This window comes from Prevotella sp. LCP21S3_D2, assembly GCF_052118345.1.
Classification (GTDB): domain Bacteria; phylum Bacteroidota; class Bacteroidia; order Bacteroidales; family Bacteroidaceae; genus Prevotella.
In genome coordinates, this window is sequence record NZ_JBQKHJ010000025.1 from 1 (window position 1) to 14,290 (window position 14,290).

11 protein-coding genes are annotated in these 14,290 nt (G+C 44.5%); 5 read left to right on the forward strand and 6 right to left on the reverse strand.

The window, feature by feature from the left end; genetic code table 11:
* The first annotated feature begins 152 nt into the window (after positions 1-152).
* The 4 genes from ACTQ16_RS13160 to ACTQ16_RS13175 all read left to right on the forward strand — a co-directional run bounded on the left by ACTQ16_RS13160 (position 153) and on the right by ACTQ16_RS13175 (position 8,137).
* A complete protein-coding gene (locus tag ACTQ16_RS13160; protein ID WP_441937805.1) occupies positions 153-296 on the forward strand; it encodes a carbohydrate-binding protein in 144 nt (47 codons plus the stop codon).
* A gap of 94 nt (positions 297-390) precedes the next feature.
* Positions 391-3,351 carry a family 43 glycosylhydrolase gene (locus ACTQ16_RS13165; RefSeq protein WP_441937807.1) on the forward strand — a complete coding sequence of 987 codons (2,961 nt, stop codon included), beginning with the start codon at positions 391-393 and terminating at the stop codon, positions 3,349-3,351.
* A 105-nt stretch (positions 3,352-3,456) separates the two neighbouring features.
* The gene (locus ACTQ16_RS13170; RefSeq protein ID WP_441937809.1) at positions 3,457-5,880 is read left to right on the forward strand and encodes a glycosyl hydrolase family 95 catalytic domain-containing protein; all 2,424 of its coding nucleotides are present in this window, start codon (positions 3,457-3,459) and stop codon (positions 5,878-5,880) included.
* A gap of 118 nt (positions 5,881-5,998) precedes the next feature.
* Positions 5,999-8,137: a family 43 glycosylhydrolase gene (locus ACTQ16_RS13175; RefSeq protein WP_441937810.1), complete on the forward strand. Its 2,139-nt coding sequence runs from the start codon at positions 5,999-6,001 to the stop codon at positions 8,135-8,137.
* A gap of 91 nt (positions 8,138-8,228) precedes the next feature.
* On the opposite strand, the gene porT is transcribed toward ACTQ16_RS13175, so the two are convergent.
* Entirely contained in the window at positions 8,229-8,975 is a 747-nt protein-coding gene (porT, locus tag ACTQ16_RS13180; RefSeq protein ID WP_218416888.1) for a type IX secretion/gliding motility protein PorT/SprT, read from the reverse strand.
* 197 nt (positions 8,976-9,172) lie between these two features.
* Between porT and ACTQ16_RS13185 the strand changes: the two genes are divergently transcribed.
* Positions 9,173-9,340, forward strand: a complete 168-nt coding sequence (locus ACTQ16_RS13185; RefSeq protein ID WP_006849139.1) for a 4Fe-4S binding protein — start codon at positions 9,173-9,175, stop codon at positions 9,338-9,340.
* Between the two features lie 262 nt (positions 9,341-9,602).
* Here the strand turns inward: ACTQ16_RS13185 and ACTQ16_RS13190 are convergent, their stop codons facing one another.
* The 5 genes from ACTQ16_RS13190 to ACTQ16_RS13210 form a co-directional block, all read right to left on the reverse strand.
* A complete protein-coding gene (locus ACTQ16_RS13190) occupies positions 9,603-11,021 on the reverse strand; it encodes a tetratricopeptide repeat protein (protein WP_441937811.1) in 1,419 nt (472 codons plus the stop codon).
* 109 nt (positions 11,022-11,130) lie between these two features.
* Complete coding sequence (locus tag ACTQ16_RS13195; protein ID WP_294970706.1) at positions 11,131-12,090, reverse strand: substrate-binding domain-containing protein; 960 nt, start codon at positions 12,088-12,090, stop codon at positions 11,131-11,133.
* 4 nt (positions 12,091-12,094) lie between these two features.
* Positions 12,095-12,943, reverse strand: coding sequence for an energy transducer TonB (locus ACTQ16_RS13200; RefSeq protein WP_295348052.1), 849 nt, complete (start codon positions 12,941-12,943; stop codon positions 12,095-12,097).
* Positions 12,944-12,976: 33 nt separating this feature from the next.
* Complete coding sequence (locus ACTQ16_RS13205; protein WP_293630521.1) at positions 12,977-13,624, reverse strand: ExbD/TolR family protein; 648 nt, start codon at positions 13,622-13,624, stop codon at positions 12,977-12,979.
* On the reverse strand, positions 13,625-14,269 hold the full coding sequence (locus tag ACTQ16_RS13210; protein WP_294970702.1) for an ExbD/TolR family protein: 645 nt from the start codon (positions 14,267-14,269) through the stop codon (positions 13,625-13,627). It lies immediately after the preceding gene.
* Between the last annotated feature and the right edge of the window lie 21 nt (positions 14,270-14,290).

The following is a 14,290-nucleotide window of genomic DNA, read 5'->3' on the forward strand; positions in this document are numbered from 1 at the left end:
TAAGAATCCTTTCTTTCCGGTTTGAATCTGCGTATTACCTCAAGTCGCATCGTGGGGTAAGGGGATGGTGGCTACATATTGATGTTGTGCTGTTGCTTTTTACTGAAAGCTACTACTAACGACTCATAAATCTACCCTTAATCGTGTATTGAATGATAGTTGCGGATTTGAGGAAAACCTTCTCTACTCAGGTGAAGAAGGTAAAGGGTGTTCATGATCTCTACTTCGTCTTTAAGGGAGGCGACATCCAGAAGCAGAACCTCTTCTTCCTGGACTGGTGGAAGTTTGGGGAGTAAGATAAACTTAATAAAGTTTTTGAAACATTCGATAAAGTCATTATGATTGTTTTTTCGTAATTTTGCAGCGTTAAACGAATAAACAATCATAATGATGAATACAAAGAAAATTTGGACTAGCAAAAAGCCGTTACTGATAAGCGCATGGCTGCTTGCCATGCAGGGGGCTACCTATGCACAGAACCCAATCGTGCAAACACAGTTAACTTCCGACCCAGCACCTCTGGTTGTCGGAGACCGCCTCTATGTATATACCGGTCATGATGAAGATAAGGCTGACTTCTTCTGGATGAACGAATGGCGTGTGTATTCCACCAAGGATATGGTGAACTGGACAGACCATGGTTCTCCGCTCGACCTCAGTTCTTTTTCCTGGGCAGACGACCGTGCCTGGGCAGCACAGACCATCGAACGTAATGGTAAGTATTACTGGTATATCTGTGCGCACTCTAAACTGACGGGCGGAATGGCTATCGGCGTAGCTGTGGCAGATTCTCCTACCGGTCCGTTCAAGGATGCGCTGGGCAAACCGCTTTTCGATAATGGAAGTTGGGACAATATCGACCCAACGGTTTGGATGGATGAGGATGGTCAGGCTTATCTCTATTGGGGTAATCCGCATCTTTACTATGCCAAACTGAATGAAGATATGATCAGCTTCAAGGGTGGTATAGATGCTAAGTCAGCTGTTGATGAAAAGCGTGAAGTGGGCAGAATCGTGATGACTGAGGAGGGATTCGGTTCGCCTGACGTGGAGAAGCGTGATTCTACCCGAAAATATAAGGATTGCTACACAGAGGGACCTTGGTTCATGAAGCGTGGCAAGAACTATTATATGCTTTATGCTGCAGGTGGAGTGCCTGAGCATATTGCTTATTCCATGAGCAAGAAGCCTTTCGGACCATGGAAGTATATGGGCGAAATCATGCCATTGGAAGATACGGGTTCCTTTACTAACCATTGCGGTGTGACCGACTTCAAGGGCAAGTCTTATTTCTTCTATCATACGGGTAAACTGGGTGGCGGTTTCGGACGCAGTGTGGCTGTGGAAGAATTCAAATACAATGCCGACGGCACTTTCCCTATCATCCATCATACCCAGGAAGGAGTGTCTCCTATCGCAACCCTCAATCCTTACAAGCGCCAGGAAGCAGAAACCATCGCTTTCTCTAAGGGAGTGAAGTCGGAGCAGACCGACGAGACGGGTGTTTATATCTCAGAAATTCATACAGGTGATTATATTAAGGTACGTGAGGTGGATTTTGGTGATGAAGGTCCAGATGTATTTGCCATCTCAGCAGCGTGCTCTTCGCTTGGAGGTTCGCTGGAGGTTCATCTTGATAAGGAAGATGGCGAACTGGTGGCAAAACTTGATGTTACCAAGACGGGTGGCTGGGAAAAGTGGAAGACTTTCTCGGCACAAATGCTAAAGAAAGTGACAGGAAAGCATGATATATACTTCGTGTTCAAGGGATTGAAGGGAAGCAAACTCTTCAATTTCGACTGGTGGAAGTTTGAGAAGAATTTCGCCAATCCTGTGGTTTGGGCTGATGTGCCTGATGTGGATGTAATCCGTGTGGGTGACAGCTTCTATATGGTAAGCACCACCATGCATCTGATGCCGGGTGCGCCTATCATGAAATCGAAGGATCTGGTGAACTGGGAAACCGTGAACTATATCTTCCCTAAACTTACCGATTCGCCTAAGTATGACATGAAGGAGGGTACGGTGTATGGTCGTGGTCAGTGGGCCACTTCGCTGCAGTATCATCGTGGCAAGTTCTATGCGCTCTTTGCTCCGAATGATAATCCTGGTGGAGAGACTTATATCTGTACAGCCGATGATATCGAGGGCAAATGGACTATCCACAGCCGTTTGCAGCATTTCCATGATGCCGCTCTCTTCTTTGATGATGATGACAAGGCGTATGTGGTTTATGGTACAGGAGAGATGGTGCAGCTGAATGCAGACTTAACTAATGTAGTGCCTGGCAGCCATCGTAAACTCTTTGAGCGTGATGCTGATGAAACGGGTTTGCTCGAAGGCTCCCGCATGATCAAGCACAACGGCAAGTATTATCTCCTGATGATTTCGTGGCCACAGGGACATCCTCGTCGTGAGGTTTGTTATCGTGCTGATAAGATAACGGGTCCTTACGAAAAGAAGGTAATTCTGGAAACGGAGTTTGCCGGATTCAACGGCGTGGGACAAGGTACGATTGTAGATGATAAGGATGGCAACTGGTATGGCATCGTATTCCAAGACCGTGGTGGTGTGGGCAGAGTGCTCACGCTGGAGCCATGTACCTGGAAGGACGGATGGCCTATGCTGACCGATGAGAAGGGCAATATTCCTGCCGAGATGCAGAAGCCTGTGCTGGGCTACGATGGCAAGGGACTCGTGTATAGTGACGATTTCTCGAAGGATAAACTGGAACTGCAGTGGCAGTGGAACCACAATCCTGTGGATAATGCCTGGTCGCTCACAGAGCGTAAGGGCTGGCTCCGCCTGAAGACATCCCGTATCGTTCCTAATATTTTCCTGGCTCCAAATACCATCAGTACCCGTACCGAAGGACCTGCTTGCGAGGGAATCATCAAGATGGATGTAAGCAAGATGAAGGATGGCGATGTGGCTGGTCTGTCAGCCTTCCAGGGTGATGCAGCCCTGCTTTCTATCGTAAGGGAAGGCAAGAAACTCTTTGTGGTAGGTACCAAGGAGAGTGTAGCTTTGACTGAAAAGGAAAAGGCTGTGACCGATGTGAAGCGTGAGGAGGTGTATCGCCAGCCTTTGAATCTGAAGCAGGATAAGGCAACGAAATCAAGCATCATCTATCTGAAGATGAGTTGTGATTTCCGTCTTCATCAGGATCTCGCCACCTTATTATATAGTATAGACGGCAAGACCTGGATTCCTGCCATCAAGGATTTCAAGATGCAGTATGATTATCGCCGCTTCTTCATGGGCACCCGTATTGCCATCTATAACTATGCCACAAAGGCTGCTGGCGGATATATAGATGTTGATTCTTTTGAGTATTCTAAAAGAAAATAGGTTTAAAGTTTGAGCTTTTTTAAATTTTAACGGCACAAAGTGAAGGAAAATCAAAAAGTTTCCTTATCTTTGTGCCGTTTTTAATAACTAATCAATGCTGATTTTATGAACAGAAATAAGATGATTTTGGGGGCTTGGGTCTTGGGACTCTTGTTTCCAATAGAGATGATGGCTAAGACAAGTTGCACAGATAATAGTACTCGACTTTGGTATAACGCCCCAGCCCAGCAGTGGCTGGAGGCTCTGCCTATCGGAAACTCACATCTGGGAGGTATGGTGTATGGCGGAACCACGGATGAGAATATCCAGTTGAATGAGGAGACTTTCTGGAGTGGCGGTCCCCATAACAACAATAGCAGGAAATCCCTGGAGAATCTGCCAAAGGTGAGGGAACTCATCTTCAATGGCAGGGAAGAGGAGGCAGCGGCTCTCATCAACCAGACTTTCATCCCAGGTCCTCATGGCATGCGCTTCCTGCCGATGGCAAATCTGCATATCAGCATGAAGAATCAGGGAAAGGCTGAGCAGTTTGTGCGCAACCTGGATTTGAAGAAGGCGATTGCCACGACTTCTTTCGTGATGGATGGCGTAAGATATACCCGCACCACCTTTGCTTCGCTGGCTGATGGCGTTATCGTTTGCCACATCAAGGCGAGCAGAAAGGGGGCTTTGAATATCGATGTTACCCTGGATTCGCCTTTTGAATATCAGACTCAGAAAACGTCTTCAGGGGTTATGCTGAAGGTGAAGGGACAAGATCAGGAAGGCATCAAGGCAGCTCTCGCTGCCGAATGTGTGGCAGATGTAAGGGCGGATGGCACCGAGGCAACCATCATCGTGAGTGCTGCCACCAATTTTGTGAACTATCACGATGTGTCGGGCAATGCAGCCCAGCGCAATGCTGACTATATAAATAAGGTGAAACTGATGAGCTATGCACAGTTGGAGAAACGCCATGTGGAGGCTTACCAGAAGCAGTTCGCTACTTCTTCCCTGGTTCTGCCAACCGATGCCAATGCTTCGTTGCCTACCAATCAGCGCCTGGAGAAATTTGCAGGCAGCAAGGATATGGCGATGGTAGCGCTGATGTATAATTACGGTCGCTATCTGCTCATTTCTTCTTCACAGCCTGGTGGACAGGCGGCAAACCTGCAGGGTGTTTGGAACAACAGCAAAAATGCGCCTTGGGACAGCAAATATACCATCAACATCAATACGGAGATGAACTACTGGCCTGCCGAGGTAACGAATCTCAGTAACACCACGGAGCCTCTGTATTCGCTGATTAAGGATTTGAGTGTAACGGGAGCACAGACGGCTAGGGAAATGTATGGTTGCCGTGGCTGGATGGCACATCATAACACCGATATCTGGCGCATAGCGGGTCCGGTGGATGGTGCGCAGTGGGGCATGTTCCCGAATGGTGGAGCCTGGCTCACCACCCATCTCTGGCAGCATTATCTCTATACGGGCGACAAGGCTTTCCTCAAGCAGTGGTATCCGGTAATAAAAGGTGCCGCTGAGTTCTATCTCGACTATATGCAGAAGTTGCCGGGCACCGAATGGAAGGTAACTGTGCCGTCGGTGAGTCCGGAACAGGGACCTATGGGTAAGAGAACTGCCGTAACGGCAGGTTGCACGATGGATAACCAGATAGCTTTCGATGCCCTGACCAGTGCCGTGAAGGCTTCTGAAATATTGGGTGTTGATGAGGCTGAACGCAAGGCGATGCAGCAGCTGATTTCTCAGATTCCGCCAATGCAGATAGGAAAGTACGGACAGTTGCAGGAGTGGCTTGTGGATGCGGATGATCCGAAGAATGAGCATCGCCATATTTCGCATCTCTATGGATTGTATCCATCCAATCAGATTTCTCCTTTTTCTCATCCGGAACTGTTCCATGCCGCAGCTACCACTCTGAAGCATCGTGGTGACCAGGCTACGGGCTGGAGTCTAGGTTGGAAGACGAACTTCTGGGCACGCATGCTAGATGGCAATCATGCTTTCAGAATCATCAGCAATATGCTTCGCCTGTTGCCATCTGATGCGCAGGCAAAGGAGTATCCTGATGGCAGAACCTATCCGAATCTCTTCGATGCCCATCCACCATTCCAGATTGATGGTAACTTCGGAGTAACAGCCGGCATCGCAGAGATGCTCCTGCAGAGCCATGATGGAGCCGTGCATCTCTTGCCTGCCTTGCCTGATGCCTGGAAAGAGGGATGCGTAAAAGGACTTCGTGCCCGTGGCGGTTTTGTGGTAGACATGGAATGGAAGAATGGAAAACTGAAGCAGGCGAAGATTCGCTCCACCATTGGAGGCATCCTGCGTCTTCGCTCATACGTACCGCTGAAGGCGAAAAAACTGAAGAAGGCAGAAGGAAAATGTCCAAATATCCTTTTTGCATCTGCAGAAGTGAAGCCTGTAATGGAACAGCATCGGATAGCAGAGGGAGTGAAGGTCCCTATTCCTGACGTATATGAATATGACTTGGAAACAGAACCAGGAAAGGCTTATCTGATTAAATAATGTCCTAAAATCACATTTGTTGCCATAAAAGTATCATTTTGTCCACCTCTGGTTGGATAATTATTCGTACTTTTGTGGCAATATTTTTTATAATAATCTTTTAGACCTATAAATGAGAATGAAGAAATTATTATTTGCAACCTGTTGCATCGCTTTTTTGAGCGGTTCTTTGGGAGCTGCGGCGCAGAAAAAATCTGCAGCCAAGAATGTTCTGACACAGACTTTGAAAGGGAAGTCTTGGTCGGCTGATAATGGTAATGGTACCTTTACAAACCCTTTGTTTTATGATGAGTTTTCTGACCCTGATATTATCAGAGTTGGGGAGGATTACTATCTGGCGGGTACCACGATGCACAGTGTTCCGGGACTGGTGGTTCTCCATTCCAAGGATCTTGTGAATTGGGAATTTTCTTCCTACTGTTTCGACCGATTCGATGATTCTGATGATTTCAATCTCAGAAACGGCAAGGAGGCTTACGGACAGGGTATCTGGGCGCCTGCCATCCGATATCATAACGGCAAGTTCTATATCTTCTCTAACATCAACGGACATGGTTTGCAGGTGTATATTTCGGACAGTGCCAAGGGACCTTGGACGCATCATAAAGTTAATGGTGATATCTACGACCTCTCTGTGCTCTTCGATGAGGATGGCAAGATTTATGCCGTGCACAAGTATGGCAACGTGACCGTTACGGAGTTGAAGCCCGATTTGAGTGGTCCGGTAGAGGGCAGCAGCAAGGTGGTGATTCCGGAAGGCAATGCGATGGGTGAGGGACATCATGTTTATAAAATCAATGGTATGTACTACATCCTCTCTGCCGATTATTCGCCGATGGGTCGTATGCAGTGTGCCCGAAGCAAGAGTATCTGGGGACCTTACGAAACCTGTGTAATCAGCGAGAGAGAATCGTATGGTTATGCTGCGGGATGGAGCGTAGGTAACATGGGCATCGGTCGTCCTTTGCCGGAAGATGGCTTCAAATTCCAAAACAACCAACCAAATGGCTTGAACCTGGGCTGTGCTACGATTCACCAGGGTGGCATCGTGCAGGCTCCTGACGGGAAATGGTGGGGCGTTTCGATGCAAGACTTCAATGCCGTGGGCAGAACCGTATGCCTGTCGCCTATCACTTGGGTTGACGGCTGGCCTTATTTCGGATTGGAGAAGAACCTGGGACGTTCGCCTCGTACCTGGTTCAAACCGAATGATGCGGTAAAAGCACCTCAGGCACCATACGAAAGATGTGATGATTTCTCTGGCAAGACTTTCAAGCCGGTTTGGCAGTGGAATCATAATCCGAACGACAAGATGTGGTCGCTGAATAAGGAGCGAAAGGGATGGCTCCGTTTGCATTCCATGCCTGCCAAGCAACTGCTTTGGGCAAAGAATACATTGACGCAGCGTGCCATCGGACCTGTTTCTTATACTTCTGTTAAATTAGATGCATCCCGCTTGAAGGTAGGTGATGAGGCTGGTTTGGGTGCCATCAATACGCCATACGCTTCATTGGGCGTTGTCAAGACGGATAAGGGGTTGAACTTGAGATGTTATGACCAGAATACCAACAAGGAAGTGTTGAAACCGTTGGCTAAAAGCAAGGTAGTTTGGTTGCGCCTTTGGGGTGATTATGACAAGAGCCAGTTGCAATATTCCTATTCTCTGGATGGCAAGACCTGGGAGAATATCGGCGAGCAGATGCTTTCGCCTTATCAGTTGAAGACCTTCCAGGGGGTACGTGTGGCACTTTATGCTTTCAATAAGAAGGATGTGAATGGCGGTGTGGCTGATTTCGATGATTTCAAGGTAGAGGAGCCGATGGCTGACAGAACAGACAATCTGCCTATAGGCAAGACCATAAGATTCTTTAATCTCGCTGATGCCAGTCTGATGGATGCTACCGGACATGGATTGATGCATAGTTCCGGTAACCGAAAGGACATGAGAAATCAGGTGAAGTTTGTTGTGGAGGATAGAGGTAAGGGAAAGATTGCTTTGAAGACGGCTGACGGACGATATGTTTATATTGCTGGTGCTGGTTTGTCTGGTGATGTTCGTCTGACTTCCGACTCTTCCAAGGCAGAGGAGTTTTTATGGCAGGATATGCTTTATAACCGCTGCATGCTTCTTTCTCTGAAAACGCAACGCTATGTGGGCAAGAATCCTGTGGATGGTAGTCCTTACTCTGCTGATTTTCAGGGTGCTGATGCAGGAATGAAAAATGGGTGTGTCTTCTCGTGGGAGATTGTAGAGTAATCTGTTCTTGAAAATATATAAAAAGAGCTTGACTCGTTTGGGTAGGAGTCAAGCTCTTCTTGTTTATCTTTTGTTTTATTTTTCTTACGTTCTATTCAAAATAGAAAGTCAATGCAATCATCTTGCTATGAGCACTTTTTGCCGCCTTCGTATAAGGCAACATGCTTTTGTCTTTCACTTTATTGATATAATTCTTGTCGTATGAGTCTGTTAATCCATACATAAACTTAAGTTCTGGTCTGAGCTTAAAGAATGGTAGGTAGAAATCGCATCCGGCACCAATTTCGAGGAACATTTCAGACTTCTTCAGTTTGATGTAATCATCGTTGTTTCCGCTAAGATTGATCATCGGATTCAATCCAGCCATGATGTAAGGTCGATGATTGTTAAATCTCTGTGCGCCAAAAATGAGGTTAAAAGCTGAAGAAATATATGCCGTTTTCATTTCCTGCTTTTCTTCTATGGGATTTCCTATACCATCTTTTTCCATCAGATTATGGAATGTGAGATGTCTCGTACCGAAGTACATGGCCGGAGCAATACGAAACTGGAAGTGGCTGTTTAGGCGGAATTCTCCCAAAACTCCTACCGTAAATCCCGCATCCCATCTGTCTTGATCTACCGTAACATTGGATTCCTTCTCATTACCATCTGCATCTATATAAGAAGTTAGTCCTGTATTCGTAAATTCTAAATCTTGGAAGTGGGTTCCAACCATAACGCCAAAATGGAATGGGCGCAAATCAGTATAAGGACGGTTTTCTACAGTCCTTTCTTGTGCCATGATTACTATGCTTATAGTCATGACTGCTAATATGGTCATTATCAATCTTTTCATATTATTATTAACGGATAAGTAGTCTACTTATTGCTTTGTTCTCTATTTCGATTATGTATAAATTGAAGTTTTCTCTTAAAAAACTTATACCTATTTGTAGGTATTCCGGAAAATATTATTATCTTTGCACCATCAAAATTAGGTATTAAACTATTGATGCGAATACATATTATTAACATTATAAAACATTAAGAATTATGGCATACGTAATTGGTGACGATTGTATCGCTTGCGGTACATGTATCGATGAGTGCCCATCAGGTGCAATCTCTGAGGGCGAGAAGTATTCTATCAACCCAGACCTCTGCACAGAGTGTGGTACTTGCGCAGATGTTTGCCCTAATGAGGCAATTAGTCTTCCTTAATTTTTAAGGATAGATACTTTTAGTTACATAAAACATTGAGAGCGGTTCCTCTGGAATCGCTCTTTTCTTTTATATGGACTTTGATTCACCCTTTATCCTTGCTTTGTGTAGAAAAACGGCTGTTTCTCGTTCTTATAGAGGTATATACAATTATATGTTGCAGTTTAATGTACGTAAAAAGGCGATGAAGCTAAGTACTTCACCGCCTTATATTTTTTCTAATCAAGATTTCTGTTAAAGAATTCTCTTGAGAAATTTCATATTACTGAGCTGCTTCCTCTTCAAGACCCAAAGCCTTCTTTGCAAGAGAGTTGTTAGGATCAAGCTTAATCAACTTCTCGAAGTATGGTCTAGCAGTGTCTAAGTCATTCTTAGAACCCCAGTAGATGTAACCAGCATTCTTGTATGCCTGCATCAAGTAACCCTTTTCATCCTCATCATACTGCTTGCTTTCGAGTTCCTTGATTACCTTTTCATAGTTCTCAAGAGCCTTGTCGTCCAACTCATTCTGGAATGCGATGTTAGCAGCCTGCAAGTCAGCGTATGCCTTAATCTGTGGATACTTTTCAGCGAAGATGTTGTAAACACCGATAGCCTTGTCTACCCATACAGCCTTATCTGCGCCACCCTTCTGAGCTTTAGCATTGTAAATCTCAGCCATCTTAACGAAGTCAGAAGGAGCAGCGTTAGGGTTCTTCTCCATATAAGTCTGAGCGAACTCGATAGCCTTATCTTCGTTGCCCATAGCCTTGTATGTTTCAGAAATGTACTGGTAAGGCTTAACGTCTTCCTTATTCATTTCCAATGCCTTGTTGTACTGCTCCAAAGCCTGATCATACTGCTTGTTGCCAGCAAGGGCCAAACCGTAGTATGAATAGATGCTAGAGTTCTTCTTTACATCAGCGTTGTTGATGATAGCTGTTGCATAATTCAATGCATCCTCGAAGTTCTGTGTATCTACAGCTGCACGCATTGCCAAAATCTGGAATGCTGTATCCTTTGGATATTTCTGCATACCTTCTTTGCACAACTGAAGTGCCTCATCCTTCTTGTTCAAAATGTAAGCAGTGAAGCAGTATTCATAGAAGATATACTCTTCCATGGTGCTATGTTTTGCTTTTGAGAAATTCTCATAAGCCTTCTCATAGTTACCATTAGCATAGAATGTATGACCAGTCTCTGCCTCTACAGGATAGTCAGGATTGATTGTCTTCAATTTTTGCAAAGCTTCTGCGCTACCATTTGGGTCAATCTTCTGGTATACACGAGCATAGCTGATATAACCCTGAGGATTCTTTGGATCCATAATCATACACTGCTTGTACCAGCTAGCAGCCTCACCACCGTTGTCCTGCATAGCGAAGATATCACCTTTCAAGATATATGCATCACCATAATTCTTGAATTTAGCGATAACAGCATCTGCTACTGCATTGCCTTCAGTATACTTCTTGTTGATAACAAGGGCATTACCTAATGCAACAAGAGCCTTAGGATCTTTTTTGAAGGTCTTCTGATAGGCCTTAACTTCCTTAGCAAATTCTTTAGCATCAACGTTGCCTGCTTTCAATGTAGTCTCAATTGGCTTAAGTGCATCCTTATAGTTCACTTCCTGAGCCATTGCAGGAGCTGCCAAACCCATGACGAGCAAACCTGCTACTAAATATTTAACTGCTTTCATAATTCTATTTTTAAATACTTTCCTTTATCAAAACATGCTTTGACTCCAGTTAGTAAGTTTTTATTTTAATTTTATCGTATATTTTCTTCGCTTTCTTTATCTTGTCTTGTTACCGTTTTACGTTAACAGTTCTTATAGTGATGTCACCTCTGTATGGCAGTAAACCCGACTTGAACACAATAAGCTGTCCTTTAGGGTTGGAAATGTAGTTGGCAAAACTCCAAGGCAAAGCCTTATGAGGGTCTACTACAATAGCATATATAGTTCTGACGAACGGATATCTTCCATCCAACAAGTATGCCTGATAAGGTTGCCAGCTATTTGAAGGCTTTGCCTCATCTTTCACGGATACTCTCATGACATGAATATTCTTTTTGAATGTGGTATTGGTTGAATCTCTACGATCATTTAACCAATTAGAACCAATCACACCAATAGACCCAGGATTTTGATCAACAAAGTCAATCACCTGTTTACTGGTTTTGGCAGCCATGATTTTGGCTCCCATTTTAGCTCCATGTAATACAGAATCTACCACGTAGTTAGTAGTAGCTGATCGGGTGTTGTCGAAAATGACTTCGATATCACCTCTTTTAGAGCCTGGTCTAATATCACTCCATTTTGTAACCTTTCCCGTTAAGATGTTCTTGATTTCATTTACCGTAATACAAGTATCCGTATTGTTCTTGTTTACAATGAATGCCAAACCATCGTAACCGATAGGGAATACAGAAGGAATAACATTACTTTTTGATTTCAAGTATGCTATTTCACTATCTTTCAAATTTCTTGTTGTGAATAATAGGGCTGTTTTGAAATCTTTAATCATCTGAAGTCCTGTGACTTCATCAGTATATTTTGCTTTGAGTTTGGCTTTTGGAAATTCAAACTCAAATTGACTCCTTTCTTCCTCAATGATAGGACTCAAACTTTCGTCAGCCACAAATTGTATTGTGCCTGAAGTAGGAGTGTCAGTTCTACCATCTTTGGCTTTCTTCTCGCCGCAAGACGAGAAGAAAGCCATTGATAGTACTGTTAATCCTATATAAATATAAGATATTCTTTTCATTCTATTACTGCAATCTAAATACAACTGGTACAGTATACTTAACACGTACAGTCTGACCATTCTGCTTACCAGGAGTCCATCTAGGCATGCTCTTAACAACACGCTGTGCCTCGCGGTCGAGTGAAGGGTCAACTGAGCGTGCAACCTTAACATCAGAGATAGAACCATCACGCTCTACCACGAATGATATGATTACACGACCCTGTACGCCATTTTCCTGTGCTACAACAGGATACTTTGTATTGCTATTGAGGTAAGACATCAAAGCTGCATTTCCACCAGGGAATGAAGGCATCTCCTCTACAACATCGAAGACCTTAGTTGCAACCTCAGGTTTTGGAGCTGGTGGTGGAGGTGGGGCTGCTACTGCAATCTCACTTCTTACAGCTTCCACTGTACGGTCCTTCACACCTTCCTTGTCTTCAGAACCTACAGCTACCTTATCGTCCAGTTTATCCATCTGCTTAACCTGGTTTTCCTCTTTTACGAGTTCATCCTTCTTGATGACAGGTGCAGTAAACTTCTGAGTTTCGCGAGCCACAGGTATCTCCTTCTTTGGTTCAATCTTTGGCTTCACTTGCTCCTTCTTCTTTTCTTCCTTCTTAGCCTGCTGCTGGAGTTTAGCCAACTCCATAGCTTCCATATATGCCTGCTGTTCTTCGGCCTGTTTCTGTTCGATGACTTTCCAAGCCAAGAATCCACCCACGAGAGCTGCAGCAATGACCAAGATCAGAAGAGCCTTGATGTTTCGACCAGAAGTACCCTTACGGAGCTGGTATGCACCATACTCCTTGTTCTTTCCGGCGAAAACCATATCGACCCATTTAGGATCGTAAAGATCTATTTTTGCCATTTCTTTCTTGTTTAAAATTGTTTGTTACTCATCTTACATCTTAACGTTTCTAGACTTGAGAAGTTTCTCGTCGTCTGCGTTAATCTTATCGATGACGTAAGTACCAATGTTTGAAATCTGCATTTCGTCGAGAGCGTCAACCATATTCTTGTAAGAAGCGTTGTCGGTAGGCTTGATGACGATGGTAAGAGTAGGAATCTTGCCATCCTTCAAAATACCTGCCTTCAAATCACTAAGTTTCTTCTGATAGATGCTATCAGGATACTGCTTAGGATTCTTCTGACGATCCATGTTCAACTCCTTAACAGCGAGCGAAATTCTTTCTACTGGTCTTGTACCATTCTCTGTAGCGTGCTCTCTCAAGACCTTACGGATTCCCTGGCTGCCCCATGTTGTTTCCTTGATCCATGTAGGATCATTGTATTGAGGGATACCAGCACCGTAGTAAATCTTGTTGTCAGCTGTTACATAGAGGGTAATAGTCTCAGAAGCTTTCGCCTCGTTCCTCTTGTCCTCTGGTTGCTGGTCATCATTACTTGGCATAGTCAGCTCCATTGTCTGAGGTTTGCTCAATGATGTACACAGCATGAAGAACGTGATAAGAAGCATGAGCATATCCACCATAGGCGTAAAGTCTACGCGGACATTCATTTTCTTTTGTTTGCTTTCTTTCTTTGCCATTTATTCGTCCCCCTGTTGTTTTAACTGTGTAATCATATAGTAATGACTCTCATCCATGTCCTGGAGTTCGTTCATCACTCTCTTCACTGTTTTATAAGGTGTAGAAGCATCTGCCTTGAGGGCTATCTTGATGTCCTCGTTTACGTTACGAGCAGCGTCTACCCACTGCTGGAATTCGCTCATACCACCCTTGATACTGTCGAGAGGAATACCCTTAGTCTGGAGATACTGTGGACGCTTTGCAGCGTTCATAGACAAGTAAGTGCTCATGTCACTCATAGAAACACCGAACATACCCTCGCTCTTGAAAGTTTCAATCTGCTTAGGAGTCAATGATACGCCGAAGTTGCCTGTCATTGTGCTCAGTGTTGCTCCCAACTGATCGGTATTATCAATACTCATAAATACTTGGCCCTCGCCGGTTGGTTTACCAGCCTTGTCCTTTTCAGGACTTACCAAGATAGTCAAGACGCCGTTCTCTGGCACCTTAATCTCAGACACAGATCCTGGTGTGTTAACCTTTACAGGCTCATTCTTTACGAATGTAGAAGTGAGCATGAAGAAGGTAAGCAACAGGGTCATAACGTCTGACATAGGAGTCATATCGATCCAGACGTCACTCTTCTTAATTTTTACTTTACCCATAGCGATAAAATTTTAAAGGGT

What these genes read in the sequence shown, in the direction of transcription:
- ACTQ16_RS13160 (WP_441937805.1), top strand. Translation starts at nt 153, where the DNA reads ATGATAGTTGCGGATTTGAGGAAAACCTTCTCTACTCAGGTGAAGAAG.
- ACTQ16_RS13165 (WP_441937807.1), top strand. Translation starts at nt 391, where the DNA reads ATGAATACAAAGAAAATTTGGACTAGCAAAAAGCCGTTACTGATAAGC.
- ACTQ16_RS13170 (WP_441937809.1), top strand. Translation starts at nt 3,457, where the DNA reads ATGAACAGAAATAAGATGATTTTGGGGGCTTGGGTCTTGGGACTCTTG.
- ACTQ16_RS13175 (WP_441937810.1), top strand. Translation starts at nt 5,999, where the DNA reads ATGAAGAAATTATTATTTGCAACCTGTTGCATCGCTTTTTTGAGCGGT.
- porT (WP_218416888.1), bottom strand. Translation starts at nt 8,975, where the DNA reads ATGAAAAGATTGATAATGACCATATTAGCAGTCATGACTATAAGCATA.
- ACTQ16_RS13185 (WP_006849139.1), top strand. Translation starts at nt 9,173, where the DNA reads ATGGCATACGTAATTGGTGACGATTGTATCGCTTGCGGTACATGTATC.
- ACTQ16_RS13190 (WP_441937811.1), bottom strand. Translation starts at nt 11,021, where the DNA reads ATGAAAGCAGTTAAATATTTAGTAGCAGGTTTGCTCGTCATGGGTTTG.
- ACTQ16_RS13195 (WP_294970706.1), bottom strand. Translation starts at nt 12,090, where the DNA reads ATGAAAAGAATATCTTATATTTATATAGGATTAACAGTACTATCAATG.
- ACTQ16_RS13200 (WP_295348052.1), bottom strand. Translation starts at nt 12,943, where the DNA reads ATGGCAAAAATAGATCTTTACGATCCTAAATGGGTCGATATGGTTTTC.
- ACTQ16_RS13205 (WP_293630521.1), bottom strand. Translation starts at nt 13,624, where the DNA reads ATGGCAAAGAAAGAAAGCAAACAAAAGAAAATGAATGTCCGCGTAGAC.
- ACTQ16_RS13210 (WP_294970702.1), bottom strand. Translation starts at nt 14,269, where the DNA reads ATGGGTAAAGTAAAAATTAAGAAGAGTGACGTCTGGATCGATATGACT.